The organism is Acidobacteriota bacterium (assembly GCA_020853395.1).
Taxonomy (GTDB): Bacteria; Acidobacteriota; Vicinamibacteria; order Vicinamibacterales; family SCN-69-37; genus JADYYY01.
Genome location: JADYYY010000005.1, coordinates 142,952 through 169,164 on the forward strand (window position 1 = coordinate 142,952; position 26,213 = coordinate 169,164).

The 26,213-nt window shown below is 69.2% G+C and carries 24 protein-coding genes; 23 read left to right on the forward strand and 1 reads right to left on the reverse strand.

Going from position 1 to position 26,213, the window contains the following annotated elements; translation table 11 throughout:
• The first annotated feature begins 254 nt into the window (after positions 1-254).
• The 23 genes from IT184_04850 to IT184_04960 all read left to right on the forward strand — a co-directional run bounded on the left by IT184_04850 (position 255) and on the right by IT184_04960 (position 25,541).
• Entirely contained in the window at positions 255-914 is a 660-nt protein-coding gene (locus IT184_04850) for a cytochrome c3 family protein (protein ID MCC7008122.1), read from the forward strand.
• A 102-nt stretch (positions 915-1,016) separates the two neighbouring features.
• Positions 1,017-4,064, forward strand: a complete 3,048-nt coding sequence (locus IT184_04855) for a TAT-variant-translocated molybdopterin oxidoreductase (protein ID MCC7008123.1) — start codon at positions 1,017-1,019, stop codon at positions 4,062-4,064.
• Between the two features lie 18 nt (positions 4,065-4,082).
• Positions 4,083-5,492: a polysulfide reductase NrfD gene (gene nrfD, locus IT184_04860; GenBank protein ID MCC7008124.1), complete on the forward strand. Its 1,410-nt coding sequence runs from the start codon at positions 4,083-4,085 to the stop codon at positions 5,490-5,492.
• Positions 5,492-6,043 (forward strand): DUF3341 domain-containing protein, encoded by a 552-nt coding sequence (locus tag IT184_04865; GenBank protein MCC7008125.1) that lies wholly within the window; start codon positions 5,492-5,494, stop codon positions 6,041-6,043. Before nrfD ends, IT184_04865 begins: the two co-directional genes overlap by 1 nt.
• The gene (locus IT184_04870; protein MCC7008126.1) at positions 6,036-6,722 is read left to right on the forward strand and encodes a cytochrome c; all 687 of its coding nucleotides are present in this window, start codon (positions 6,036-6,038) and stop codon (positions 6,720-6,722) included. The genes IT184_04865 and IT184_04870 overlap by 8 nt, the downstream gene beginning before the upstream one ends.
• A 5-nt stretch (positions 6,723-6,727) precedes the next feature.
• The gene (locus IT184_04875) at positions 6,728-7,951 is read left to right on the forward strand and encodes a hypothetical protein (GenBank protein MCC7008127.1); all 1,224 of its coding nucleotides are present in this window, start codon (positions 6,728-6,730) and stop codon (positions 7,949-7,951) included.
• The gene (locus tag IT184_04880) at positions 7,938-8,483 is read left to right on the forward strand and encodes a hypothetical protein (GenBank protein ID MCC7008128.1); all 546 of its coding nucleotides are present in this window, start codon (positions 7,938-7,940) and stop codon (positions 8,481-8,483) included. Before IT184_04875 ends, IT184_04880 begins: the two co-directional genes overlap by 14 nt.
• Before the next feature lie 7 nt (positions 8,484-8,490).
• A complete protein-coding gene (locus IT184_04885; GenBank protein MCC7008129.1) occupies positions 8,491-9,387 on the forward strand; it encodes an SCO family protein in 897 nt (298 codons plus the stop codon).
• Between the two features lie 54 nt (positions 9,388-9,441).
• The gene (gene coxB / locus IT184_04890) at positions 9,442-10,338 is read left to right on the forward strand and encodes a cytochrome c oxidase subunit II (GenBank protein ID MCC7008130.1); all 897 of its coding nucleotides are present in this window, start codon (positions 9,442-9,444) and stop codon (positions 10,336-10,338) included.
• A 12-nt stretch (positions 10,339-10,350) separates the two neighbouring features.
• On the forward strand, positions 10,351-11,970 hold the full coding sequence (locus IT184_04895; protein MCC7008131.1) for a cbb3-type cytochrome c oxidase subunit I: 1,620 nt from the start codon (positions 10,351-10,353) through the stop codon (positions 11,968-11,970).
• A 154-nt stretch (positions 11,971-12,124) separates the two neighbouring features.
• On the forward strand, positions 12,125-12,739 hold the full coding sequence (locus tag IT184_04900) for a cytochrome c oxidase subunit 3 family protein (GenBank protein MCC7008132.1): 615 nt from the start codon (positions 12,125-12,127) through the stop codon (positions 12,737-12,739).
• A gap of 42 nt (positions 12,740-12,781) precedes the next feature.
• On the forward strand, positions 12,782-13,093 hold the full coding sequence (locus IT184_04905; GenBank protein MCC7008133.1) for a cytochrome C oxidase subunit IV family protein: 312 nt from the start codon (positions 12,782-12,784) through the stop codon (positions 13,091-13,093).
• A gap of 168 nt (positions 13,094-13,261) precedes the next feature.
• A complete protein-coding gene (locus IT184_04910) occupies positions 13,262-14,488 on the forward strand; it encodes an efflux RND transporter periplasmic adaptor subunit (GenBank protein ID MCC7008134.1) in 1,227 nt (408 codons plus the stop codon).
• Positions 14,489-14,620: 132 nt separating this feature from the next.
• A complete protein-coding gene (locus IT184_04915) occupies positions 14,621-15,367 on the forward strand; it encodes an ABC transporter ATP-binding protein (protein ID MCC7008135.1) in 747 nt (248 codons plus the stop codon).
• On the forward strand, positions 15,364-16,518 hold the full coding sequence (locus tag IT184_04920) for an FtsX-like permease family protein (GenBank protein ID MCC7008136.1): 1,155 nt from the start codon (positions 15,364-15,366) through the stop codon (positions 16,516-16,518). Before IT184_04915 ends, IT184_04920 begins: the two co-directional genes overlap by 4 nt.
• Before the next feature lie 126 nt (positions 16,519-16,644).
• A complete protein-coding gene (locus IT184_04925) occupies positions 16,645-17,823 on the forward strand; it encodes an ABC transporter permease (protein ID MCC7008137.1) in 1,179 nt (392 codons plus the stop codon).
• Between the two features lie 266 nt (positions 17,824-18,089).
• Positions 18,090-19,634, forward strand: a complete 1,545-nt coding sequence (locus tag IT184_04930; GenBank protein MCC7008138.1) for a sigma 54-interacting transcriptional regulator — start codon at positions 18,090-18,092, stop codon at positions 19,632-19,634.
• Positions 19,635-19,693: 59 nt separating this feature from the next.
• The gene (eboC, locus tag IT184_04935) at positions 19,694-20,557 is read left to right on the forward strand and encodes a UbiA-like protein EboC (GenBank protein ID MCC7008139.1); all 864 of its coding nucleotides are present in this window, start codon (positions 19,694-19,696) and stop codon (positions 20,555-20,557) included.
• A gap of 4 nt (positions 20,558-20,561) precedes the next feature.
• On the forward strand, positions 20,562-21,782 hold the full coding sequence (locus tag IT184_04940; protein ID MCC7008140.1) for a 3-dehydroquinate synthase: 1,221 nt from the start codon (positions 20,562-20,564) through the stop codon (positions 21,780-21,782).
• Positions 21,779-22,087: a hypothetical protein gene (locus IT184_04945; protein ID MCC7008141.1), complete on the forward strand. Its 309-nt coding sequence runs from the start codon at positions 21,779-21,781 to the stop codon at positions 22,085-22,087. The genes IT184_04940 and IT184_04945 overlap by 4 nt, the downstream gene beginning before the upstream one ends.
• Positions 22,084-22,923, forward strand: a complete 840-nt coding sequence (locus IT184_04950; GenBank protein ID MCC7008142.1) for a TatD family hydrolase — start codon at positions 22,084-22,086, stop codon at positions 22,921-22,923. Before IT184_04945 ends, IT184_04950 begins: the two co-directional genes overlap by 4 nt.
• Positions 22,924-22,938: 15 nt before the next feature.
• Positions 22,939-24,156, forward strand: a complete 1,218-nt coding sequence (gene eboE / locus IT184_04955; protein ID MCC7008143.1) for a metabolite traffic protein EboE — start codon at positions 22,939-22,941, stop codon at positions 24,154-24,156.
• A complete protein-coding gene (locus IT184_04960) occupies positions 24,153-25,541 on the forward strand; it encodes an alkaline phosphatase family protein (GenBank protein MCC7008144.1) in 1,389 nt (462 codons plus the stop codon). The genes eboE and IT184_04960 overlap by 4 nt, the downstream gene beginning before the upstream one ends.
• Positions 25,542-25,580: 39 nt before the next feature.
• On the opposite strand, the gene IT184_04965 is transcribed toward IT184_04960, so the two are convergent.
• Positions 25,581-26,201, reverse strand: a complete 621-nt coding sequence (locus IT184_04965; protein ID MCC7008145.1) for a VTT domain-containing protein — start codon at positions 26,199-26,201, stop codon at positions 25,581-25,583.
• Between the last annotated feature and the right edge of the window lie 12 nt (positions 26,202-26,213).

Consider the following 26,213-nt stretch of genomic DNA (forward strand, 5'->3'; position numbering starts at 1 on the left):
CTCGCGTGTTTCGCCGCCGGCGCAGCCGCAGGCGCCGCGCGCAACGCGCGTGACGTGCTGCCGGCCGATTTGACAGCTTGTGAACGGTTTCACATCATATAGGCGTCTTCCGGGTCTTCGCCCGCCCGGATGCGCTCAGTCCAGCTCGCTTCGGTACGCTGTGCCGCGTCGCCTCCCCGCGCGCCTGCCCGGGAAGGTTCGCGTGTCCGTCGTGCCGTCGATGTGATCCGTCCGTCGGGCGCGTCGCAGCCGCTATGAGCCAGATCTTCCCCCGGAGTGCCAACGCTCTCGCCCGTATGAGCCTGGCCGGCCTGCTCGGTCTCGTGCTGATCATCGGGTGGATCGTCTTCACCCTGATGCGCTCCTCGTGGGCGACGAAGCAGAACGAGTTCGTGTCCCAGCCGATCCAGTTCAGCCACGCGCACCACGTGGGTGGCGTCGGGCTCGATTGCCGCTACTGTCACACGTCCGTGGAGAAGTCGTCGTTCGCCGGCATCCCGCCGACGAAGACCTGCATGAACTGCCACTCGCAGCTCTGGACGAACGCTCCGATCCTCGAGCCGGTGCGCGCGAGCTATCGAGACAACGTCAATCTGAACTGGACTCGGGTGAACGACCTTCCAGACTTCGTTTACTTCAATCACCAGATCCACGTCAGGCAGGGCGTCGGCTGCGTGACGTGTCATGGGCCGGTCGACAAGATGCCGCTGATGTACCAGGCCCAGCCGCTGCTGATGGAGTGGTGCATCGGCTGCCATCGCGCGCCGGAGAAGTACCTGCGCCCGCGCGATCAGGTCTTCAACGTCTCGTACGAGGCTCCCGCGAACCAGGTGGAGCTCGGCCTGCGGTTGAAGCAGGAGTACAACGTCGCCAGCGTCGAGCACATGACGAGCTGCTCGATTTGTCACCGGTGACCCGTCGCCACGTGAAGGCAGGCTCGAAACGCCAGGGCGGGACGTGGGGTCCCGCCGCCAGCGGCCGGCAGGGCGGCTGGACAGTTTCCGCGACAACTCACGATGAATCTCGCTGACATCCGCTCGCGACTCCAGGGCCTCGAAGGCCGGGCCTACTGGCGCAGTCTCGAAGAGCTCGCCGGCACCGACGAGTTCCGCCAGTACGTCACCCGCGAATTCCCGTCGCAGGCCTCCGAGTTCAACGACCCGGCGGGGCGCCGGACGTTCCTCAAGCTGATGGGCGCATCGCTCGCGCTCGCCGGCGTGAGCGCGTGCACGAGGCAGCCGGCCGAGAAGCTGGTGCCGTACGTACGCCAGCCCGAGGAGGTCGTTCCCGGGCGGCCGCTGTTCTACGCAACCTCGATGACGATCGGCGGCCTCGGGATGCCGCTGCTCGCCGAAAACCATCTCGGCCGGCCGACGAAGATCGAGGGCAATCCCGAGCACCCGGCGAGCCTCGGCGCGGCCGATGCGCTCGCGCAGGCGTCCGTCCTTTCTCTGTACGATCCCGACCGCTCGCACAACGTCGTCCATCGCGGAGACGTGCGGACCTGGTCCGACTTCGTGTCCGCCGTCTCCGCGGCGGCAGCCAACGAGCGCACCACGGCCGGCGCGGGGTTCCGCCTGCTGACCGAACCGGTCGCCTCGCCGTCGCTGCTCGATCAGATCCAGACGCTGCTCGCCGGCATGCCGCAGGCGAGGTGGCATCAGTGGGATCCGGTCTACGGCACCGTGCAGGGGGGCGCGCCAGCCTCACACGCGCTCTACCGCTTCGACCGGGCCGAGATCGTGGTGTCGCTCGACAGCGACTTCCTCGGCTTCGGCCCGGCGGCCGTGCGCTACTCGAAGGATTTCGCGGCGCGCCGCCGGATCTCGACGCCGGAGGACACGCCGAACCGGCTCTACGCGGTCGAGCCCGTCCTCACGATCACCGGCTCCAATGCGGATCACCGCCTTCCGCTCAAGGCGCGTGACGTTCACGCGTTCGCGGCCGCGCTCGCCGCGGCCGTCGGGGTGCCGGGCGTCGCCGGCGGCGCGCTGCCCGACGAGGCACGCACGCGCTGGATCCCGGCGATCGCCGACGACCTCCAGGCCCATCGCGGTCGCTCCGTGGTCGTCGCCGGCGAGCATCAGCCGGCCGCGGTCCACGCGCTCGCGCGCACGATCAACGAGGCGCTCGGCAACGTCGGCGCAACCGTCACCTACGCGGCGCCGGTCGTCGGCTCGCCGCTCGACGGCGCCGCGTCAATCGGCGAGCTCGTCGCCGACATCGACGCCGGCCGCGTCAGGACGCTCGTCATCGTCAGCGCCAACCCGGTGTTCACGGCGCCGGCCGATCTCGACTTCAGGACCGCGCTGCAGAAGGTACCGCTTCGCGTGCACCTCGGGCAGTACTTCGACGAGACGGCCGAGCTGTGCCATTGGCACGCGCCCGAAGCGCACTACCTCGAATCGTGGGGCGATGCGCGCGCGTTCGACGGAACGGTCTCGCTCGTCCAGCCGCTCATCGCGCCGCTCTACGACGGGCGCACCGCGCTCGAGCTGATCGCGGCGCTCAACGGCGCCGAGGTGCAGAGCAGCCAGGAGCTCGTGAAGGACTACTGGGCGCGCGCGTTCAACGGCCAGACGAAGCCGTCGTGGACGCTCCGCACCGCCGACGGCCAGTCGTACGCGTCGGTCGACGCGTTCTGGCGCCACGCGCTCCACGACGGGTTCGTCGCCAGCACCTCCACGCTGCTCGCGGCCGCGCCGCCGGCCAGCGTCGCCACCGCTCCGTCCTCGGCCGCCGCGTCCACGCCGGCGCCGACGATGACCGGCACGGAGATCATCTTCCGGCCGGACCCGTTCATCCTCGACGGCAGGAACGCGAACAACGGCTGGCTGCAGGAGATGCCCAAGCCGCTCTCCAAGGTGACGTGGGACAACGTCGCCTACATGAGCCCCGCCACGGCCGAGCGCCTCGGCATCTCGGTCGTGCGCCACGGCAACCGCGAGATGGACCTGCTCGAGGTCGGCTACGGTGGCCGGCGCGCCCGGATCCCCGTCTGGATCATGCCCGGCACGGCCGACGACGTGGTGGTCGTGCACTTCGGCTACGGCCGCCAGCGCGCGGGCCGCGTGGGCAGCAACGTCGGCCACGACGTCTTCGGGCTGCGCACGTCGCGCGCGCCCTGGTTCGACGGCGGCGCCGAGGTGGCGTCCACGGGCGACGGCTATCTGATCGTCTCGACGCAGAACCACTTCGTGATGGAAGGCCGCAACCCCGTGCGGGTGGTCGACACCGCGGAGTTCCGGCGGAACCCGAAGGCGGTCGAGGAGCAGGGCCCGCGCCGCCCGCCGCGGACGCTCACGCTCTACCCGCCGCCGGACCAGCACCCGCACGACAATCACGCGCAGCACCGCTGGGGCATGGCGATCGACGTCAACGTCTGCACCGGCTGCAGCGCCTGCGTGGTGGCCTGCGTCGCGGAGAACAACATCCCGGTCGTCGGCAAGATGCAGGTCGATCGCAGCCGTGAGATGCACTGGCTGCGCGTGGACACGTACTTCGGCGGCGCCAATCCGCAGGCGCCCGACGGCGTCTATCACCAGCCGCTGCCCTGCATGCAGTGCGAGAACGCGCCCTGCGAGGTGGTCTGCCCGGTGGCCGCGACCGTCCACAGCGACGAGGGGCTGAACGACATGGTGTACAACCGCTGTGTCGGCACGCGGTACTGCTCCAACAACTGCCCCTACAAGGTCCGGCGCTTCAACTTCCTGCTCTACGCCGACTTCTACACCGAGGAGGTCAAGGCGCAGCGCAATCCGGACGTCACGATCCGCAGCCGCGGCGTCATGGAGAAGTGCACGTACTGCGTGCAGCGGATCAACCACGCCCGCATCGACGCCAAGACGGCGGGCCGCCCGATCCAGGACGGCGAGATCAAGACGGCCTGCCAGCAGACCTGCCCGGCCGACGCGATCGTCTTCGGCGACCTGAACGATCCGAACAGCCGCGTGGTGAAGCTGAAGCAGCAGGAGCGCAACTACGGCCTGCTCGAGGATCTCGGCACGCGTCCGCGCACGACCTATCTCGCGCGCGTGAAGAACTCGAACCCCGCGCTGGGCTGAGGCCGGAGCCGCACATCCATGGAGCCTTTGGTGGAAGCCTCACAGTACGCGAAAGACGATTTCCGCGCGCCGGTGCCGGTGCTGGGCCCGGGCCACGACTACGGCACCATCACCGACAAGCTCACGACGATGGTGCTGACGAAGCACACGCCGGCGGTGTGGTTCGTCGTGGTCGCGATCTCGTTCACGTTCCTCATCGGCCTCACGGTCGCGCTGACCTACCTGCTCGCGCGCGGCATCGGCATCTGGGGCAACAACATCCCGGTCGGCTGGGCGTTCGACATCATCAACTTCGTCTGGTGGATCGGCATCGGCCACGCCGGGACGCTCATCTCCGCGATCCTGCTGCTCTTCAAGCAGGACTGGCGGACGTCGATCAACCGCTTCGCCGAAGCGATGACGCTCTTCGCCGTGCTCTGCGCGGCGCTCTTCCCGCTCGTGCACACCGGCCGGCCGTGGCTGGCGATCTACTGGCTCTTCCCGTATCCGAACACGATGGGCCTCTGGCCCAACTTCAAGAGCCCGCTGATCTGGGACGTCTTCGCGGTCTCGACCTACGGATCGGTTTCCGCGCTGTTCTGGTTCACCGGCCTCATCCCCGACCTCGCGACGTTCCGCGACAAGGCCGAGCACCCGGTGCTCAAGCGCATCTACGGCGTGCTCGCGCTGGGCTGGCGCGGATCGGCGCGGCACTGGGCCCGCTACGAGAACGCGTACCTGCTGCTCGCCGGCCTGTCGACGCCGCTCGTGCTCTCGGTCCACACGGTCGTGAGCTTCGACTTCGCGGTCTCGGTCCTGCCGGGCTGGCACGCGACGATCTTCCCGCCCTACTTCGTCGCCGGCGCCATCTACGCCGGGTTCGCGATGGTGCTGACGCTGGCGATCCCGCTCCGCGCGATCTACGGGCTCCAGGACTTCATCACGATGCGGCACCTCGAGAACATGGCGAAGGTGACGCTCGTGACCGGGCTCGTGGTCGTCTACGGGTACGCCTGCGAAGCGTTCTTCGGCTGGTACAGCGGCAACGAGTACGAGCGGTTCATGCTGAAGAACCGCGTCTACTACGGCCCCTACGCCTGGAGCTACTGGATGCTGCTGCTCTGCAACTTCATCGTGCCGCAGCTCCTGTGGTCGAAGCGGCTCCGCCGCAACATCGCCGTGCTCTTCACGGTGTCGATGTTCGTCAACGTCGGGATGTGGCTCGAGCGCTTCGTCATCATCGTCACGAGCCTGCACCGCGACTTCCTGCCGTCGTCGTGGGACATGTACTACCCGACGCGGTGGGACTTCCTGACGCTGGCCGGCACGATCGGCCTCTTCGTGACGCTGATGTTCCTGTTCGTGAGGGTGCTGCCGATGATCTCGATCTTCGAGATGCGGACGCTGCTGCCCGACGCGACGCCGAAGTCCGACCAGGGAGCGCACTGATGTCGCACGCGACGCCAACGTCTCCGACGCTCTACGGCCTGCTCGCCGAGTTCGACTCGGCCGACACGCTGCTGCGCGCGGCGCGCCGGGTGCACGAAGCCGGCTTCACGAAGACCGACGCGTTCTCGCCGATGCCGATCCACGGCCTGGCCGAGGCGCTCGGGTTCCGCGAGCACAAGATCCCGAAGCTCGTGCTCGCCGGCGGCATCGTGGGCGCGCTGGCGGGCTACGGCCTCGAGTACTGGACGCAGGTGATCGACTACCCGATGAACATCGGCGGCCGGCCCTACTTCGCGTGGGTCTCGTTCATCCCGCCCGCGTTCGAGACGACCATCCTCGTCGCGGCGTTCACCGCGGCGATCTCGATGATCGTGCTCAACGGGCTGCCGCAGCCGTATCACCCGGTCTTCAACCACGACGGATTCCGCCGCGCGAGCCGGGACGGGTTCTTCCTGGCGATCGAGGCGGCCGACCCGCGCTTCGACGTCGAGCGGACGCGCGCGTTTCTGCAGGAGCTCGACGCCCGTGAAGTGGTGGCTGTCGATGAGTAACGAGCACCGCGGGCCGGCTGGCCCGGCTGTCGTGTCGCCAAGGCAGGGCCGGATCCGCCGGCATCACCGGCGGACCGTCGGCGCCGGATGTCTTCTCCTGATCCTCGCCGGCTGCCGGCAGGACATGCACGACGCGCCGCGCTACGACCCGCTCGAGGCGAGCGCCGTGCTGCCGCAGGGCGCCTCGGCCCAGCCGCTCGTGGACGGCACGGTGGCGCGCGGCGAGCTGCGCGCCGACGACCTGCTCGAGACCGGCCGCGTGAACGGCCAGCTCGCGACGGTGTTTCCGTTCGCCATCGCGGCGTCCGATCTCGACCGCGGCGAGGAGCGCTTCAACATCTACTGCTCGCCCTGTCACGGGCGGGACGGCGAAGGCAACGGCATGGTCGTGCAGCGGGGCTACCGCCAGGCGGCGTCGCTGCACACCGACCGCCTGCGCCAGGCGCAGCCCGGCTATCTCTACGAGGTCATCCGGAACGGCTTCGGCGTGATGCCCGACTACCGCGCGCAGATCACCGTGGACGATCGGTGGCGCATCGTGGCGTACATCCGCGCGCTGCAGCTCAGCCGCAACGCGACGCCGGCCGACGTGCCGGCGAGCGAGCTGGCGACACTGGATGCACCGGCTGCGCCCGCGCCGGCGGCCGGATCGACGAGCCCGTCTGGGGGACACGACTGATGGCGATGCACGAGACAGGAACGCCGGAAGAATCCGTGCTGACGGCGCGGCCGACCGACGCGCTCGGCCGGCTGAGCACTCGGTCGCTCATGGCCGGCCTGGTGGGACTGGTGCTGAGCGGGCTCGGCTTCATCGCGGCGCCCGACGTGTTCTGGCAGTCGTACCTCATCGCCTACATCTTCCTCACCGGCCTGACGGTCGGCTCGCTGGCCGTGCTGATGGTCCAGCACCTCTCGGGCGGCGCGTGGACGATGATCTCGCGCCGTGTGCTCGAGGCCGCGACCCGCAACCTGCCGCTGATGGTCGCCTTGTTCGTCCCGCTCGCGATCAAAGTCCCGGCGCTGTACGGCTGGGCGCGGCCGGTCGACCAGATGGACGAGGCCACGGCGCACGCCGTCCACCTCAAGGCGGCGTACTTGAACGTCCCGTTCTTCTACGCGCGCGCCCTGCTCTTCTTCCTGATCTGGGGCGCCCTGACGTTCCTGCTGAACAAGTGGTCCCGCGAGCAGGACGAGCAGCCGGCCGTGCCGACCGGCCCGCAGGACCGGCGCTTCCGCGTCCTCTCCGGCCCCGGCCTCGTCCTCTACGTGCTGACCGTCACGTTCATGAGCATCGACTGGGTCATGTCGCTCGACCCGCACTGGTACTCGACGATCTTCGGCGTGCTGACGCTCGGCGGCCAGGGATTGTCGACGATGGCGTTCACGATCGTCGTGCTGGCCGCGCTCGTGCGCTTCGAGCCGATGTCGCGCGTCGCCGACGCCGAGAAGATCCACGATCACAGCAAGCTCATGTTCGCCTTCGTCCTGCTGTGGGCCTACTTCTCGATCTCGCAGCTGCTCATCATCTGGTCGGCGAACCTGCCCGAGGAGATCCCGTTCTACCTCGAGCGGCTGCACGGGCCGTGGATGGGCGTGAGCGTCGCGATCCTGCTGCTCCAGTTCACGCTGCCGTTCATGCTGCTGCTGTCGCGCAGCCTGAAGCGCAACCCGGCGGCCGTGCGCTGGATCGCGATCATCATCCTCGTGATGCGCGTCGTGGACATCACCTGGACGATCGGGCCGGTCTTCCGGCACGAAGGATCGACGCTGCACTGGCTCGACTTCGCGATGGTGCTGGGGCTCGGCGGCATCTGGCTGTCGCTCTTCTGGCGCAACCTGGCCGGCCGATCGCTCCTGCCGACGCGGGACCCGTATTTCAAGGAAGCAGTGGCACATGGCGGACACTGAGCACCTGCACGCCGAGGCCCCGGTCGAGGGCGACGGCGTCAACTATCGCGGCATCATCTGGTTCGTCGTGATCCTGACCGTCACGACGCTGTTCTGCCAGGTCCTCGTCTGGGGCGTCTTCGAGATCGCGGAGCGCGTGCACGTGACCCACTCGGGCGTGGTCCGCTCGCCGATGGCGACGCCGTCCGTCCGGCCGCACGTGGACATCGTCACCAACACGCCCGACAAGGGACGTATCGTCACCGGGCTCGAGCGCACGGAGGGCGTCCCGCACGGCGCGTTCGCGCCGGGGCTGCTCGTGGACGAGCCGAGCGTGCTGCGGACGTACCGGCATCAGGAGGACGCGTCGCTCTCCACCTACGGGTGGGTGGACAAGGCCGCCGGCGTCGTGCGGCTGCCGATCGCCCGGGCGAAGACGCTCGTGCTCGAGCGCGGCCTGGCCGCGCGGTCCGATCGGCCCGGCGGCGCGCAGCCGCTCCCGGCGCTGCCGGCGGCGCCGTCGCGCGACGCCTCGGGCGGCAGTGCACACTGAGCAGCGGATGACGTCGAGACTGGCTCGCGGATGGACGGCGGTGCGGCGCGGGGCGATCGGCCTGCTCGTCGCCGAGCTGACCCTCGTGTCGGCGGCCGCGCAGCCGTCGGCGCCGCTCTCGGTCCCGCCGCCGGGGCCGGCCGCGCTGCAGCAGATTCCCATCCTCAAGGATGCCGGGCTCGAGCAGAAGCTCAACGGCGCCGTGCCGCTGGACACACGGTTCGTGGACGAGGCCGGCCGCGACGTGACGCTCGGACAGTACTTCGGCGCGCGGCCCGTCGTGCTCGCGCTCGTGTACTACGAGTGCCCGATGCTGTGCACGCAGGTGCTGAACGGCCTGGCCGGCTCGCTGGAAGCGCTGCCCTTCACCCCGGGCCAGGAGTTCGACATCGTCGCCGTGAGCTTCGACGCCGGCGAGACGCCAGCGATGGCGGCCGCGAAGCGCGACGCGTTTCTCCGGCGCTACCGCCATGACGGCGCCGGCGGCGTGCACTTCCTGACCGGCCGCGCCGAGTCGATCGAGCGGCTGACGCAGGCCGTCGGGTTCCGGTTCGCGTACGACGCGGCGATCGACCAGTACGCGCATCCCGCGGTCCTGACGGTGCTGACGCCCGACGGCCGCGTGTCGCGGTATCTCTTCGGCATCGAGTTCGCGCCCCGCGACCTGCGGCTCGCGCTCGTGGAAGCCGGCGAACGGCGCATCGGCTCGGCGATCGACCAGATGCTCCTCTTCTGCTACCACTACGACCCGCAAAGCGGGAAGTACGGCGTCGCCATCACCAACCTCGTCCGCCTCGGCGGCGTCCTCACGGTGGCCGCGCTCGGGACCTTCATCTGGGTGAACCTGCGCCGCGAACGGCGGCAGGACAGCGCGGTCGATCGGACCGCAACGGGTGTGCGCTAGATGTCTTCTTCCTTCTCTCTGCTCCCCCCGAGCGCGTCGACGATCGCGACCGAGATGGACATGCTCTACCTGTTCATCGCGGCGATCAGCGCCTTCTTCGTCGTGCTCGTGGCGGCGCTGGTCGTGATCTTCGCCGTCAAGTTCCGCCGCCGCCACGCCGAGGACGTCGGGGCCGACATCCACGGGTCGCTGGTGCTCGAGCTGACCTGGACGTTCATCCCGTTCGCGATCGCCATGGTGATGTTCGTCTGGGGCGCCGATCTCTTCTTCCGCCTCGGCCGTCCGCCCGCCGACGCCATGGACGTCTTCGTCGTCGGCAAGCAGTGGATGTGGAAGGTGCAGCACCCGTCCGGCGTGCGGGAGATCAACGAGATGCACGTGCCGGTGGGCCGCCCGATCCGCATCACGCTCGGATCCGAGGACGTGCTCCACGACTACTTCATCCCGGCCATGCGCGTGAAGATGGACGCCGTGCCGGGCAAGCTCACCACGCTCTGGTTCACGGCGACGACGCCGGGGACGTATCACCTGTTCTGCGCGGAGTACTGCGGCACGAAGCACTCCGGGATGATCGGCCAGGTGATCGTCATGCCGCCGCAGGCCTACGAGGCCTGGATCGCGGCCAACCAGCCGTCGATCAACCTCGTGGAAGCCGGGCAGCGGCTCTTCGAGCACGGGCAGCAGTGCAGCGCCTGCCACAAGGAGGACGGCAGTGGCCGGGGACCGTCGCTGGCGGGCCTGTTCGGCAGCACCGTGCAGCTCGCCGACGGCCGCACGGCCGTGGCGGACGAGAACTACCTGCGGGAGTCGATCGTGAACCCGTCCGCGAAGATCGCGCGCGGCTTCTCGAGCCCGTCGATCATGCCGACCTATCAGGGCTCGATGAGCGAGGAACGGCTCATCGAGCTCGTCGCGTACCTGAAGACCCTGCGCCCGTCGCGCAGTGAATGAGCGAGCACACGTATGAGCCACGCCATCGGCACCACCGGCACGAGCTACCTGGACGCCCCGCACGGCCTCGCTTCCTGGCTCCTCACGAAGGACCACAAGCGGATCGCCATGCTGTACCTGATCTCCATCACGATCTTCTTCGCGGTGGGGGCGATGTTCGCGGCGACGATTCGCGCCGAGCTGGCCACGCCGCAGGGCGATCTGCTCGATTCGGACATGTACAACAAGATCTTCACGCTGCACGGCGTCGTGATGATCTTCTTCTTCCTGATCCCGTCGATCCCGGCGGTGCTCGGCAACTTCCTGCTGCCGATCATGTGCGGCACGAAGGACCTGGCCTTTCCCCGGATCAACCTCCTGAGCTGGTACATCTTCATCGCCGGGGCCATCATCACGCTCGCCGCCGTCTTCAACGGCGGCGTCGACACCGGCTGGACGTTCTACACGCCGTACAGCTCGATCGCGTCTGAATCGTCCGTCACCGTCGCGGCCCTCGGCGTGTTCGTCACCGGATTCTCGTCGATCCTCACCGGCCTCAACTTCATCGTGACGGTGCACAGGATGCGCGCCCCGGGGCTCACCTGGTTCCGGCTGCCGCTGTTCGTGTGGGCGATCTACGCCACGAGTCTCGTGATGATCCTCGGCACGCCCGTCGTCGCCATCACGGTGCTGCTCGTGGCGGCCGAACGGGCGCTCCACCTGGGGTTCTTCGACCCGACGCGCGGCGGCGACCCGGTGCTCTTCCAGCACCTCTTCTGGTTCTACTCGCACCCGGCCGTCTACATCATGATCCTGCCGGCGATGGGCGTGATGAGCGAGCTCGTCGCGGCCGTGTCGCGCAAGCAGGTCTTCGGCTACAGCTTCGTCGCATTCTCGAGCCTCGCGATCGCGGTCCTCGGCTTCCTCGTCTGGGGCCACCACCTGTTCGTGAGCAGCCAGTCCATCTACGCCGGCCTCGTCTTCTCGATCATCACAATGCTCGTCGCCGTCCCGTCGGCCGTGAAGACGTTCAACTGGACGGCCACGATGTACAAGGGCTCGGTGACCTGGGAGTCGCCGACCTACTGGGTCGTCGGCTTCATGGGGCTGTTCACGATCGGCGGCCTCACCGGTCTCTTCCTCGCGACGATGGGCCTCGACATCCACCTGACCGACACGTACTTCGTCGTCGCGCACTTCCACTACATCATGGTGGGCGGCGCGATCATGGGCTACCTCGGCGGCATGCACTTCTGGTGGCCGAAGATGACCGGCCGCCTGTACTCCGAGGCCGGCGCGAAGGCGTCCGCCATCCTCGTCTTCGTCGGCTTCAACCTGACGTTCTTCCCGCAGTTCCTGCTCGGCTACATGGGCATGCCGCGGCGCTACCACGCCTATCCGCCCGAGTGGCAGGTGCTCAACGTGCTGTCGAGCGCGGGCGCGTCCGTGCTCGCGATCGGGTACCTCCTGCCGGCCTTCTACCTGACGTACTCGCTCATCAAGGGCGCGAAGGCGCCCGCGAACCCGTGGGGCGCCAAGGGCCTCGAATGGACGATTCCGTCGCCGCCGCCGACGTTCAACTTCGAGGACGACGTCGTCGTCGACGAACCGGCCTACAACTACAAGCCGGCCCGGGAGGTTCACGTTGGATAAGCGGTCGACCCCGTTCCCAGGAACGCCGGTCGCCTCGGCGCCGCCCGACGGCGCCGGCGGCGCGGCGCACGCGATCTCCACCCAGGCGTTCGGCCGGCACGCCGCGGAGGACGCCCACGCGCGCAACCCGAACCTGCAGCACCACTTCTACAGCATGGAGCAGCAGCTCGAGGCGTCCACGCTGGGCATGTGGGTGTTCCTCGTCACCGAGGTGATGTTCTTCGGTGGCATGTTCATGGTCTACATCCTGTACCGCGTCCTCTACCCCGAGGCGTGGGTGATGGGCAGCAACCACCTCAACGTCACGCTCGGCGCGCTGAACACGGGCGTCCTGATCTGCAGCTCGCTGACGATGGCCCTCGCGGTGCGATCCGCGCAGATCGGATCGCGGTCGGGCCAGGTCGTGAACCTGATCCTGACGATCGTGCTGGGGTCGGTGTTCCTGATCGTGAAGTACTTCGAGTACGCCGAGAAGTTCGAGCACCACCTCGTGCCGGGCCCGCACTTCGACATGTCGCTGCCGGAGGCGCCGCACCAGCAGCTCTTCTTCTCGATCTACTTCATGCTGACCGGCGTGCACGCGGCGCACATGGTGGTGGGCATCGGTCTGATGCTCGTCATCCTGACGATGGCGATGCGCGGCCGCTTCTCGTCGAGCTACTACACGCCCGTCGAAGTGTCGGGCCTGTACTGGCACTTCGTCGACATCGTCTGGATCTTCCTGTTCCCGCTCCTGTACCTGCTGGGCGCGCACCTCGGAGCGCACTAGCGGAGCCGGCGGGCCTCCTCTCGCGATTGGGATTCACGCGCCATGTCCACTGAACACGCTCACGTCATCACGCCGGTCCGCACGTACGTCGCCATCTTCGCCGCGCTGCTGGTGCTGACAGGCCTCACGTATCTCGTGGCGCTCCAGGACTTCGGCGTGATGAACACGCCGATCGCCCTCGCCGTGGCGCTCGTCAAGGCCAGCCTCGTCGTCATCTACTTCATGGGCGTGCGCTACAACACGCCCCTGACCAAGGTCGTCGTCGTCGCCGGCTTCTTCTGGCTGCTGATCCTGTTCGGGCTGACGCTCAACGACTACATGACCCGCCACTGGATGGGCGTGCCGGGACGGTAGGTGCCGCGCGTGGAGGGCTGAAGCCCCCCGCCTCGAACGGTCCGCCGCCGGACGCGCGGCGTGCGGAGGGTCGAGAACGTTCCCTCTGCGGCCGCGGACTCGCATTCGCACGCGCCGTCTCCGGTATAGTGGCCCTCTGGCGGCCGCTGCTCGTCCGCCCGCGACACCATGTCCGATCTTCGAGAAGACCTGTCGGCGCTGCGGATCGATCGGTCCACCGAGCCTCCGCCTCGACGCCGCTGGATCGGCTGGGCGCTGGTCCTCCTGCTCCTGGCCATCGCGGGCGCCGGCGCGTGGCGGTGGTTCGCGCGCGAGCGGCCCGTCGAGGTGCAGGTGGCCTCGGTCACGATGCGCGCTGCCGGCAACCAGGCTGCGGTCCTGAACGCATCCGGGTACGTCACGGCGCGGCGCCGCGCGACGGTCTCCGCGAAAGTCACCGGCAAGGTCGTCGAGATGAACGTCGAGGAGGGCATGGCCGTGCGCGAGGGCCAGATCCTCGCGCGCCTGGACGATGCGACGCCTCGAGCGGCGCTGGCGCTGGCCGAGGCGCAGGCCGAGGCGGCGCATCGCGCGATCGCCGAGAACGAGGTCCGGCTCGACGAGGCGATCATCAACCTGAACCGGCTGACGAAGCTCGTCGACATCGGCGCCGCCACCGCCGCGGAGGTCGACGCCGCGCGGGCGAACCGCGACTCGACCCAGGCGCGGATCCTCGCGCTGAAGCAGCAGGCTGCCGTCGCCGAACGCCAGGTCGAGCTCCAGAAGGCGGAGCTCGACAACATGATCGTCCGCGCGCCGTTCAGCGGCGTCGCGATCTCCAAGGACGCCCAGCCCGGCGAGATGGTGTCCCCCATCTCCGCCGGCGGCGGCTTCACGCGCACCGGCATCTGCACGATCGTCGACATGCGATCGCTCGAGATCGAGGTGGACGTCAACGAGAGCTACATCAACCGCGTCCGGAGCGGCCAGGACGTCGTCGCCGTGCTCGACGCGTATCCCGATTGGCAGATTCCGGCCGAGGTCATCACCATGGTGCCGACCGCCGATCGCCAGAAAGCCACCGTGCTCGTCCGGATCGGCTTCAAGGCGCTCGACCCCAGAATCCTGCCCGACATGGGCGTCAAGGTGACGTTCCTGCGATCGGCGGAGCCGGGCGACGAGGGTCAGGCGAAGCCCGCGGTGCTCACGCCCAAGGCCTCGATCCGTGAAGAGAACGGCAAGCCGATCGTCTTCGTGATCCGTGGCGATCGCGTCGAACGGCGCGCCATCCAGACCGGCGGCGGGGACGGCGATCGTGTCGAGGTCACCGCGGGCCTGCAGAACGGCGACCGCGTCGTGATCGCGCCGCCGCCAGCGCTGCAGGACGGCACGCTCGTGACCGTTCAGAATCCGTAGCCCGCAGCACCACCGATGGCCGTGCACGTCGGATGGCCCGATGATCGATGAACGATGGGCGATGGCCTGAACCCGATGGCCCGATGCCCGATGATCCGATGGGATGTCCCGCTGATCCGATGACCCGATGCCATGACTGCCGACCGACCTGACCCGTCCATCAGACCTCAGCACTCGACGCCGACAGCGACGTCCGCCCTTCCGCTGGTACGGGTGCGCGGCGTCCACAAGCACTTCGTCCGCGGCAGCGAGCGGATCGAAGTCCTCGAGGGCGTCGATCTCGACATCCCCCGTGGCGAGTTCCTCGCGCTGATGGGCCCTTCGGGCTCCGGCAAGACGACGCTGCTCAACCTGATCGGGGGGCTGGACGCCCCGACGGGCGGCACGATCGAGGTGGACGGCGTCACGATCAGCGGACTCGGCGGCGGCGCGCTCTCGCGCTGGCGATCGCGCAACATCGGCTTCGTCTTCCAGCTCTACAACCTGCTGCCGGTGCTCACCGCGGAGAAGAACGTCGAGCTGCCGCTGCTGCTGACCTCGCTCTCGAAGGCGGAACGCCGCAAGCGCGTCGCCATCGCCCTGCGCGTCGTCGGCCTGGCGGAGCGGGCGAAGCACTACCCCAGACAACTGTCGGGCGGGCAGGAGCAGCGCGTCGGCATCGCCAGGGCGGTCGTGACCGATCCGACGCTCCTGCTGTGCGACGAGCCCACCGGCGACCTCGACCGCAAGGCTGGCGACGAGATTCTCGACCTGCTGCAGGCGCTCAATCGCGAGCACGGGAAGACCATCGTCATGGTCACGCACGATCCGCACGCTGCCGATCGCGCGACGCGGACCGTCCACTTGGAGAAAGGCGCGCTGGAGGGCGCGCCCGCGTGAAGTACGTCCCGCTCGTCTGGAAGAGCCTCTGGCGGCGGAAGGTCCGGACCGTCTTCACGCTCGCCTGCATCTTCATCGCCTTCCTGCTGTTCGGCCTGCTCATGACGATTCGCGCCGCGTTCAGCCTCGGCATCGAGCTGGCCGGCCTGGACCGGCTGGTGCTGATCCACAAGGTCAGCCTGATCCTGCCGCTGCCCGTCTCCTACCAGGCGCGGATCGCGGCGGTCCCGGGCGTCGTGTCGGTCACCCACAACACGTGGTTCGGCGGGATCTACCAGGACCCGACGCAGTTCTTCGCCAAGATTGCCGTGGAGCCCGAGAGGTTCTTCGCGATCTACCCCGAGTACCGCCTGCCCCCGGACCAGATGAAGGCGTGGCTCGCGGACCGGCAGGGCGCGGTCGCCGGCCGGTCGCTGGCCGATCGCTTCAACTGGAAGGTGGGCGATCGCATCCCCATCCAGGGCGACATCTGGCGGCCGAAGGGCGGCGACGGCGCGACGTGGGAGTTCAACCTCGCCGGCATCTACGACGGCGAGCCGAGCGTGGACAAGACGCAGTTCTTCTTCCGCTACGACTACTTCGACGAGAACCGGCAGTTCGGCGAGGGTCTCGTCGGGTGGTACATCGTCAAGGTCGCGGATCCCGCACGCTCGCTGGATCTGGCCCGCCAGTTCGACGACATGTTCGCGAACTCGCCGGAGGAGACGAAGACGACGACCGAGAAGGGGTTCGTGGACAGCTTCGCGAAGCAGATCGGCGACATCGGCACGATGATGATCGCGATCCTGTCGGCCGTGCTGTTCACCATCCTGCTCGTCGTCGGCAACACCATGGCGCAGGCGGTGCGCGAGCGCACGAGCGAGCTGGCGGTGCTCAAGACGCTCGGCTTCTCGAACGGCGCGGTGCTGGCGCTCGTGCTGGCCGAATCGCTGTTCATCGCCGTGCTCGGCGGCGGCCTGGGCCTCGCGCTCGCGTGGGCGATCGTGCAGCAGGGCGATCCGACCAACGGCCTGCTGCCCGCGTTCGTCCTGCCGGACCGGGACGTTCTGCTCGGCATCGTGCTCATGCTGGCGCTCGGGATGGTCGCCGGCGCCATTCCGGCGGTGCAGGCGATGCGCCTGAAGATCACCGATGCGCTGCGCCGCAATTGACGCCGCGGGCGCGCGGCGATCGGCGTGCGCCGTGCCGATGGTGAGCGGCGAGCGGGCCGTCCATCCTGCGCCGGCCGGGCCGGCGCGAGGCGGCGCAGCCGGCGCGCCGCCGCCGGAGATCTCGCGATGAGACAGATCGCCGCCATCACGCTCGTGAACCTGCGCACGATCCCGCGCCGGCTCGGCTCGTCGCTCGTCGCCGTCGTCGGCATCGCGGGCGTCGTCGTCGTGCTGGTCGCGGTGCTGTCGATCGCCGAGGGCTTTCGCGCCGCGATGACCGAGGCCGGGTCGACGTCCCGCGCGCTGATCATGCGCGCCGGATCGGATACGGAGATGACGAGCGGCCTCGCCGGGCCGGAGACCGAGATCATCAAGCAGGCGCCGGGAATCCAGCGTGATGGCCAGCGGCCGCTCGCCTCGGCCGAGCTGTTCGTGATCATCGATCTGCCGAAGCAGTCCACCGGCACGCCGGCCAACGTGCCGTTGCGCGGCATCGAACCGGCGGCGTTCGGCGTGCGGAACGAAGCGACCATCGTCCAAGGGCGCATGCTCCAGTTCGGCACGAACGAGGTCGTCGCGGGCCTCGCGGCGTCGCGCCAGTTCAGCAACCTGAACGTCGGCGCCGAGATCCGATCCGGCGACGTCACCTGGAAGGTCGTCGGCATCTTCGAGGCAGACGGTTCGGTGGCCGAGACCGAGGTCTGGTGCGATGCGCGCACGTTGCAGGGCGCCTATCGCCGCGGGAACAGCTACCAGAGCGTCCTCGCGAGGCTGGACACGCCCGAAGCCTTCACGACGCTCAAGGACTGGCTGACCGCCAATCCGCAGGTGAACGTCGTGGTGCGGCGGGAGAGCGAGTACTACACGGCGCAGTCGCAGACGCTCACGACCCTGATCACGACGATCGGCGTCACGATCGCCGGCCTCATGGCGATCGGCGCCGTCTTCGGCGCGCTCTTGACGATGTACACGGCGGTGGCGTCGCGGGCGCGGGAGATCGCGACGCTGCGCGCACTCGGCTTCCATCCGGTGGCCGTCCTCGTCTCCGTCTTCGCCGAGTCGATCGCCCTCGCCGTCGTCGGCGGCCTCATCGGCGGCACCGCGGCGTACGTCGGCTTCAACGGCTACCAAACGTCGACGATCAACTTCCAGACGTTCAGCCAGGTGGCGTTCGCGTTCCGCGTCACGCCGGGACTGCTCGCCATGGGCTTCGCGTGGGCGCTCGGCATGGGCCTCGTCGGGGCGTTCCTCCCGGCGATGCGCGCGGCGCGGTTGCCGATCCCGCAGGCGCTCCGCGAGCTCTGACGCGCCGCCCGGCGTGAGGCAGACGTCTCGTCCAGGAGCGGACGACAGGCCCAGCCCACGGCAGATCGCAAGTCGCCGGCGTCGACAACCGTGTGGAGCACGGTCGAATCTTGAACACTTTTGTCCTATCGCCGGCACGAGACGGCATCGCAGGTTTCAGGCAAGGGCATTGACCGGATAGCGCGCCGGCTGAAACAATCGTGAGCTCGGCCGGTCGACGGTCGACATTTCTGTTCGCATCGAGAGGATCCACGGACGTGAAAGGCCTGCAGGAACGTCTCGAGACCCGCCGGTCGAAGGAGATCCAGAAGCTCTCGACGCTGCTGCAGATCAGCCAGGCCCTGTCCGGAACGCTGGACCTGAAGGCCTCGCTCCACGATGCGCTCGACCTGCTGGCGCGCCATCACGACGCGGTCAAGAGCCTCGTGGTGCTCCACGACCGCGACACGCGCGAGCTGCGGATCGAGGCGGCGTCTGGCGCGAGCCGCACCGCGACGCACACCCTGCTCCGTCCGGGCGACGGCGCCATCGCGAAGGTCATCGAGACGGGACGGCAGGTCCTCCTCCATCGGATGACGCAGGAGCCGTCGCTCGTGGCGCAGATGTTCGGGCGCCAGGATCCCGGCGCCGAGTACAGCTTCTTCTGCGTGCCGGTCACGATCGATCGCCAGCCGGTGGGCGCGCTCGCCGCCGCGGTCAACTTCGTGCCCGACCGCAACTACGAGCGCTCGGCCAAGTTCTTCGCGGTGGTCGCCTCGATCATCGCGCAGGCCGTCAAGGTGCAGCGGCTCGTCGCCGCGCAGCACCGCAAGCTCGTCAACGAGAACGCGCGGCTCCGCCAGGAGCTGCGCGAGGGCTACGACTTCTCGGCCATCGTCGGCAACAGCGGGCCCATGCAGCGCGTCTACGAGGCCGTCGCCCAGGTCGCCCGCACCAACACGACCGTCCTGATCCGCGGCGAGTCGGGCACCGGCAAGGAGCTGGTCGCGCAGGCCATCCACTACAACTCGCTGCGATCGAAGCGGCCATTCGTGAAGGTCAGTTGCGGCGCGCTGCCCGAGACGCTGATCGAGTCGGAGCTGTTCGGCTACGAGAAGGGCGCGTTCACGGGGGCGAACGATCGCAAGCGCGGCCGCTTCGAGCTGGCCAACAACGGCACGCTGCTGCTCGACGAGATCGGCGACGTGCACCTCGGCACGCAGGTCAAGCTGCTGCGGGTGCTGCAGGAGCGGGAATTCGAGCGCCTCGGCGGCACCGAGCCGGTGAAGGTGAACGTCCGGCTGATCGCCGCCACGAACAAGGACATGGAGCAGGCGATCGCGCAGGGCACGTTCCGCGAGGACCTGTTCTATCGCCTGAACGTGTTCACGATCTTCGTTCCCCCGCTGCGCGAGCGGAAGCCAGACGTGCTGGTGCTCGCCGATCACTTCCTGGAGCGGTTCGCCTCCGAGCACGGCAAGGACATCCGCCGCATCTCGACGCCCGCCATCGACATGCTCACGGCCTACCACTGGCCCGGCAACGTCCGCGAGCTGCAGAACGTGATCGAGCGCGCCGTGCTCGTGTGCGATGGCCACGTGATCCACGCGCACCATCTGCCGCCGACGCTGCAGACCGCGGAGGCGTCCGGCACGGTGATGAGCGTGTCGCTGGAGGAAGCGCTCAACGCGTACGAGCGCGACATCCTGCAGGACGCGCTCAAGAGCGCGCGCGGCAACCGCGCCAAAGCCGCGCGGCTGCTGCGCACGACCGATCGGATCTTCAACTACAAGGTCCGCAAGCTCGGGATCGACTGGAAGCGATTCAAGTGACGGTCCCGGTGCCTCGAACCCGGCGCCCGCCTCTCTCTCGGCTGTAGGATCTCGACGCCGTGGCGACCGCCGTCCTCCAGCTCCTTCGTCCGGCGAACGTCGCGACGGCGGCAGCCGACGTGGTGGCCGGCTACGCGGTGGCCGGCACGCCGGAGGTCGGCCGGCTGCCGTGGCTCGTCGCGGCATCCGCCTGCTTGTACGCCGGCGGCGTCGTGCTCAACGACCTGTTCGATCGGCACGTGGACGCCCGCGAGCGCCCGGAACGGCCGATTCCGAGCGGACGGATCCGGCCGGCGCGCGCGGGCTGGCTGGGCGGAACGCTCGTCGCGGCTGGCCCGCTCGCCGCCGCCTCGGCGAATCCGACGGCTGGCCTCGTCGCAGCCGCGCTGGCGGGTGCCGTGCTCCTCTACGACGCGCTGGCGAAGAGGAGCGCGCTCGCCGGTCCGCTCGTCATGGGCGGCTGCCGAGGCTTGAACTTCGCCCTGGGCCTCGCCGCCGCGCCGGACGTGCTCCGAGTGCGCTGGCCGGTCGCGCTCTTCGCGGTGCTCTACATCGCGGGCGTCACCCTCCTCAGCCGTGGCGAAGTCTCCGGCGCGCCGCGCGCCGCAGCCGCCGCGAGCCTGGCGCTCATCTGCGCGACCGCGCTCGCCCTCGCCGTCGTCGCGCTCCGGCACGACGGTGCCATCGCGCTCGCACTCGTGTTGACGGCCGCGTTCACCTGGCGCGTCGTGCCTCCTTTCTGGCAGGCGTACCGGCAGCCTGCGCCCGCGGCGATCCGGCAGGCAGTCAAGCGCGGGGTCCTCTCCTTGGTATTGTTGGATGCAGTCCTCGCGGCGGCCTATGCCGGACCGGCCTGCGCGCTGGCCGTCATCGCGACCGGCCTCGTCGCCGGGTACCTGGCGCGGTTCTTCGCGGTGACGTAGCTCGATGGACCTGATTCGGCAGACCGTGACCGTTACGTTCGAGTACCCCGTGTACTTCACGCGCGGGGTCTTCTCGATCGACAACCTCGTCTTGCGCGAAGTGCTCGGCGCGCGGGCGACCCGGCTCCCCGCCGAGCTGGTCGTCGTGGCCGACGCCGGCGTCGTCGAAGCTCATCCGGGGCTCGCCGGCGCGATCGCCCGCTACGTTCGGCACCGCCACGACGCGCTCCGGCTCGCCACGCCCGTGCTCGTGATCCCCGGCGGCGAGGACGCGAAGAACGATCCGCGGCACCTCGCGGCCGTCCACAAGGCCATCCACGACGGCGGCCTCTGCCGCCACTCCTACGTCGTCGCCGTCGGCGGCGGCGCCGTCCTGGACGTGGCCGGCTACGCGGCCGCCACCGCCCACCGCGGCATCCGGCTCGTTCGCGTGCCGACGACGGTGCTGGCGCAGGACGATTCGGGGATGGGGGTGAAGAACGGCGTGAACGGGTTCGGCAAGAAGAACTACTACGGCACGTTCGCGCCGCCGGCCGCCGTCATCAACGACTTCGGCTTCCTCGCGACGCTCGAGGACCGCGATTGGCTCGGCGGCCTGTCGGAGGCCATCAAGGTCGCCGTGATCAAGGACGAACCGTTCTTCGCCGAGCTGGAACGGCTCGCGCCGCGGCTGGTCGCGCGCGATGACGCCGCGATGGAAACGGTCGTGCGGCGTTCGGCGGCCCTGCACCTCGCGCACATCGCGGGCGCCGATCCGTTCGAGCTGGGATCCTCGCGCCCGCTCGATTTCGGGCACTGGGCCGCGCACAAGCTCGAGCCGCTCAGCGGCCACCGGCTCCGGCACGGCGAGGCCGTGTCGATCGGCATGGCGCTCGACGCGACCTACTCGTGGCTGCGCGGCCTGCTGGGCGAATCGGAGTGGCGCCGGATGATCGACCTGATGCTCGCGCTTCGACTGCCGGTCTACGCCGCCGAATTGGACGAGCAGGCCGACCGCCCGGACCATCCGCGATCGGTGTTCCGTGGGCTCGCCGAGTTCCGGGAGCACCTCGGCGGCGAGCTGACCGTGATGCTGCTCGAAGCCATCGGGCGCGCGGTGGACGTGCACGAAATCGAGACGAGCGTTATGATGCGCGCGATCCGGACGCTTCGAGATTTCGACGTCACGAACGGCGCCGGCGTGTGCGGTGCGACCGTCGCCGCGCCGCTGGGACGGAGGCCATGACCCGACTGCAGTCGCCGCTGAACGGCACGCAACTCGTCGACGAGTACTTCATCGAGAACCGCAACCGGCTGCTCGAGGTCGCCGCGTTCCTCGATCGGCTCGATCGAGCCGGCGCGGATGGGACGCCGGACTTCCGGATGGCCGCGTTCCACGACGCGCTCGTGGCGCTCACGACCGCCGGTCCGAATCGGCTGCACCGGATTCAACTGATCTTCAGCGATCCGACGACCGAGCCGCGGCCGGCGCTGGATCGCAAGGGCGCGGTCGGCGCGTACGAGCCACCGGGACGCGGAGACCGCTCGTGAAGTACATCGACCACCACGCGCACATGGTGTCGCGCACGACGGACGACTACGTCCAGATGGCGCTCACCGGCTGCCTCGCCGTGACCGAGCCCTCGTTCTGGGCCGGCTGGGATCGCAGCACGGTCGATGGCGTGGAGGACTACTTCCGCCAGCTCACCGGGTTCGAGCCGCGGCGCGCGGCGCAGTACGGCGTGGCGCACTACACGTGGCTCGGGATGAACCCCAAGGAATCGGACAACCGCGAGCTGTCCCGGCAGGTCCTGGCCCGGCTGCCGACGTGGCTCGAGGGGCCCACGGTGCTCGGCATCGGCGAAATCGGGCTGAACCGCGTGACGCGCAACGAGATCGCCACCTACGCGGAGCACGTCGCGCTGGCCGAGGCGCTCCAGCAGCTCGTGCTCATCCACACGCCGCACCTCGAGGACAAGCTGAAGGGCACGCGCGTTACGATCGACGTGCTGCAGCGGCACTCGGCGTTGAAGCCCGGGCACGTGCTGATCGATCACGCCGAAGAGCACACGATCGAGGCCATCCTCGATCACGGCTACTGGGCGGGTCTCACGCTGTACCCGCAGACGAAGGTCTCCGCGCAGCGCGCCGTGGACATGATCGAGCAGTACGGGCCGGATCGGATTCTCGTGGCCGGCGCGTGCGACTGGGGCCCGAGCGAGCCCATCGCCGTGCCGAAGCTCGTGATGGAGATGCGCCGCCGGCGCCACCCCGAGTCGCTCATCGAGCAGATCGTGCTGTGGAACCCGATCCGCTTCCTCGGCCAGTCGCCGAAGTTCGTCGTGCCCAGCGGCCTTCCCGACTCCAGCCCGGCCATCGCCCGCTGACGCGACGTCTTGCGCATCTCCACGCCGCAGCCGCTGCACCTCACCTACTGCACGAACATCCACGCGGCCGATGGCTGGACGGCCGTGCGGGCGACGATCGGCAGATACGCGCCCGCGCTCAAGGCCCGCCTCTCGCCGGCCGCGCCGTTCGGCATCGGCCTCCGCCTCTCCGCCCGCGATGCCAGCGAACTGTCGGCCCCCCGCGCCCTGGACGAGTTTCGGGCGTTCCTCGATCGCGAGGGCCTCTACGTCGCGCTCATCAACGGGTTTCCGTACGGCGCCTTTCACGGCACGCCCGTCAAGGCCGACGTCTACGCGCCCGACTGGCGCACTGACGAGCGCGTCGCGTACACGACCCAGCTCGTCGACATCCTGGCCGCGCTCGTGCCGCCCGGCGTCGACGGCGGCGTGTCGACCGTTCCGCTGTCGTACAAACCGTGGATGGCCGCAGCCGCGGCGGAGGGCTGGGAACGCCTGACGGCCAACGTCCTCTCGATCGCCGAGCGGCTCATCCGGCTGCGCGCGGACGGCGGACCCGTCATCCACCTCGACATCGAGCCCGAGCCCGATTGCGTGCTCGAGAACACCGCCGAGACGCTCGACTTCTTCGAGCGCCGCCTGGTCCCCGCCGCCTGCGCGACGCTCTCGCCCAGGCTGGGCATGCCGGATGCGGACGTCGCGCGTGCGGTGCTCGATCACGTCCGTCTCTGTTTCGACTGCTGCCACTTCTCGGTCGCGCACGAGGATCCGATCGAGGCGCTCGACCGGCTGCTCGCCGCCGGCATCAGGATCGGCCGCGTGCAGCTCAGCTCGGCGCTGCGGCTCCAGATGCCGGCCGACGTGTCCGCCGCGGCGCGCGTCGCCGCGCGCCTTCGGCCGTTCGCCGACTCGACCTACCTCCACCAGGTGATCTGCCGGCACGATCGCACCGATCACCACTACGCCGATCTCGACGCCGCGCTCGATCGGCCGCCCGCCGGCGAATGGCGGATCCATTTCCACGTGCCGCTCTTCACGGGAGAGTACGACGGCCTGCAGTCCACGCAGTCCGACGTGCGGCGCGTGCTCGCCGCCGCGGCCACGCGCGCGCTGACCTCGCACCTCGAGATCGAGACCTACACGTGGGAGGTGCTGCCGGCGCCGCTCAAGATCGATCTGCTGGAGTCGATCGCCCGCGAATACGACTGGGTGCGCGGCGAACTGGCGGCCGCCTCCGCCCGGCCCTCCCCGTGAACCGGATCGCCGTCCTCGACGTCGTCGGGCTCACGCGCGCGCTCATCGAGCGTGGGATGCCGCGCCTGTCGCGCTGGGCGCAGGAAGCGGCACACGCGGACGTCGAGCCGGCGTTCCCGGCGGTCACCTGCACCGCGCAGGCGGACTACCTGACCGGCCTGCCCCCGTCGAGCCACGGGATCGTGGGCAACGGGTGGTACTCGCGCGAGGACTGCGAGGTGAGGTTCTGGAAGCAGGCGAACCCGCTCGTCGCCGCGCCGAAGATCTGGGATCGCGCGCGCGCCGAGGATCCCGCGTTCACGGTCGCGAACCTGTTCTGGTGGTTCAACATGTACTCGACCGCGGACTACAGCGTGACGCCGCGGCCGATGTACCCGGCCGACGGCCGCAAGATCCCGGATGTCTACACCAGGCCCACCGCGCTGCGCGACGATCTGCAGGCGGCGCTCGGTACGTTTCCGCTCTTCGAGTTCTGGGGCCCCCGCGCGTCGATCCGCTCGTCGCGCTGGATCGCCGAGTCGGCCCGGATTGTCGAGCAGCGCTACAGCCCGACGCTGACGCTGGTCTACCTGCCGCACCTCGACTACAACCTCCAGCGGCTCGGCCCCTCGTCACCCGCGGTGGACGCCGACCTCGCGGCCATCGACGAGGTCGCGTCGGACCTGATCGGCTTCTACGAAGCGCGCGGCGTCGGCGTCGTCGTGCTGTCGGAGTACGCGATCACGGACGTGTCGACGCCGGTGCATCTCAATCGGGTGCTGAGGCAGCATGGGCTCGTCGCCGTGCGCGAGGAGCTCGGCCGCGACGCGTTCGACCCGGGCGCGAGCGGCGCATTCGCGGTCGCGGATCACCAGGTGGCGCACGTCTACGTGAACGATGCCTCGCGGCTCGCGGAGGTGCGCCGGCTGCTCCACGACACGCCGGGCGTCGAGACGGTGCTCGACCGTGACGGCCTGCGCGGCCACCAGATCGACCATCCGAGGGCGGGCGATCTCGTCGCGATCGCATCGGCGGACGCCTGGTTCACCTACTACTACTGGCTGGACGATCGGCGCGCACCCGATTACGCGCGCACGGTCGAGATCCATCGCAAGCCGGGCTACGACCCGGCCGAGCTGTTCGTCGATCCGGCGCTCCGCCTGCCCTCGCTCGCCGTCGGCTGGAAACTTGCCAAGCGAAAGATGGGCTTCCGCAGCCTGCTCGACGTGATCCCGCTCGACGCCACGCTCGTCCGCGGCTCGCACGGTCGGCCCGGCGGCACCGGACCGGACGGCCCCGTCATCATGAGCAGGTCACGCTCGCTCTTCGACAGCACGCGCCTCCGCTCCACCGATGTCTACGCGCTCCTGCTGCGACATCTGCGAGACACCGAAGCGAAGCCGTGAGGGTGAGCTCCCTGACGACTGCACGTTGCAGGCGATAGGTCACGCGCGCCGGAACCACCATCTCGAGGCGAGCATGCCGATCGCCGGCACGAGCAGCGAACCGAGGAATGCGAGCAGGAAGCTCTCCATGCGCATCGACCAGGCGCCGATCGCCGCGTATCCCATCGCGACCCCGAGGTTCGCCCACGTCGTGAGCTGGACGAACCGGCCGAACGGGCGTTTGACGATGCCGGAGACGATGACGCTGGCTTCGGCCAGCACCGGGATGGGGCGGCACAACACCAGCGCGAAGTCGCCGTAGCGTGCCGACAGGGCGCCGGCGCGCGCCATCCCGCCTTCGCCCACGAACCGCCGCGCCGCGCCCGCCGCGCCCGCGCCGAACGCGTAGCCGACCAGGCACGACGCCGTCATGCCGGCCCACACGGCGGCCGCGCCACGCCAGAACCCGAGGATCAGCCCGGCGCCGGCCGACACCACGCTCGACGGAATCGGCAACAGCACGTCGGCCGTGAGGAACCCGACGACGGCGCCGGCCGCGTACGCCGGCGGAACATTCGCGTGGAGGAGCCGGTCGCCAAGCGCGTTGAACCGGTCTTCGAAGAGGACGAACGGCACGAGGATCAGCGCGAACAACACGACGAACACCGCCGCCCACCGCATGACGCACAGCCT

What these genes read in the sequence shown, in the direction of transcription:
- IT184_04850 (MCC7008122.1), top strand. Translation starts at nt 255, where the DNA reads ATGAGCCAGATCTTCCCCCGGAGTGCCAACGCTCTCGCCCGTATGAGC.
- IT184_04855 (MCC7008123.1), top strand. Translation starts at nt 1,017, where the DNA reads ATGAATCTCGCTGACATCCGCTCGCGACTCCAGGGCCTCGAAGGCCGG.
- nrfD (MCC7008124.1), top strand. Translation starts at nt 4,083, where the DNA reads ATGGAGCCTTTGGTGGAAGCCTCACAGTACGCGAAAGACGATTTCCGC.
- IT184_04865 (MCC7008125.1), top strand. Translation starts at nt 5,492, where the DNA reads ATGTCGCACGCGACGCCAACGTCTCCGACGCTCTACGGCCTGCTCGCC.
- IT184_04870 (MCC7008126.1), top strand. Translation starts at nt 6,036, where the DNA reads ATGAGTAACGAGCACCGCGGGCCGGCTGGCCCGGCTGTCGTGTCGCCA.
- IT184_04875 (MCC7008127.1), top strand. Translation starts at nt 6,728, where the DNA reads ATGCACGAGACAGGAACGCCGGAAGAATCCGTGCTGACGGCGCGGCCG.
- IT184_04880 (MCC7008128.1), top strand. Translation starts at nt 7,938, where the DNA reads ATGGCGGACACTGAGCACCTGCACGCCGAGGCCCCGGTCGAGGGCGAC.
- IT184_04885 (MCC7008129.1), top strand. Translation starts at nt 8,491, where the DNA reads ATGACGTCGAGACTGGCTCGCGGATGGACGGCGGTGCGGCGCGGGGCG.
- coxB (MCC7008130.1), top strand. Translation starts at nt 9,442, where the DNA reads ATGGACATGCTCTACCTGTTCATCGCGGCGATCAGCGCCTTCTTCGTC.
- IT184_04895 (MCC7008131.1), top strand. Translation starts at nt 10,351, where the DNA reads ATGAGCCACGCCATCGGCACCACCGGCACGAGCTACCTGGACGCCCCG.
- IT184_04900 (MCC7008132.1), top strand. Translation starts at nt 12,125, where the DNA reads ATGGAGCAGCAGCTCGAGGCGTCCACGCTGGGCATGTGGGTGTTCCTC.
- IT184_04905 (MCC7008133.1), top strand. Translation starts at nt 12,782, where the DNA reads ATGTCCACTGAACACGCTCACGTCATCACGCCGGTCCGCACGTACGTC.
- IT184_04910 (MCC7008134.1), top strand. Translation starts at nt 13,262, where the DNA reads ATGTCCGATCTTCGAGAAGACCTGTCGGCGCTGCGGATCGATCGGTCC.
- IT184_04915 (MCC7008135.1), top strand. Translation starts at nt 14,621, where the DNA reads ATGACTGCCGACCGACCTGACCCGTCCATCAGACCTCAGCACTCGACG.
- IT184_04925 (MCC7008137.1), top strand. Translation starts at nt 16,645, where the DNA reads ATGAGACAGATCGCCGCCATCACGCTCGTGAACCTGCGCACGATCCCG.
- IT184_04940 (MCC7008140.1), top strand. Translation starts at nt 20,562, where the DNA reads ATGGACCTGATTCGGCAGACCGTGACCGTTACGTTCGAGTACCCCGTG.
- IT184_04945 (MCC7008141.1), top strand. Translation starts at nt 21,779, where the DNA reads ATGACCCGACTGCAGTCGCCGCTGAACGGCACGCAACTCGTCGACGAG.
- IT184_04965 (MCC7008145.1), bottom strand. Translation starts at nt 26,201, where the DNA reads ATGCGGTGGGCGGCGGTGTTCGTCGTGTTGTTCGCGCTGATCCTCGTG.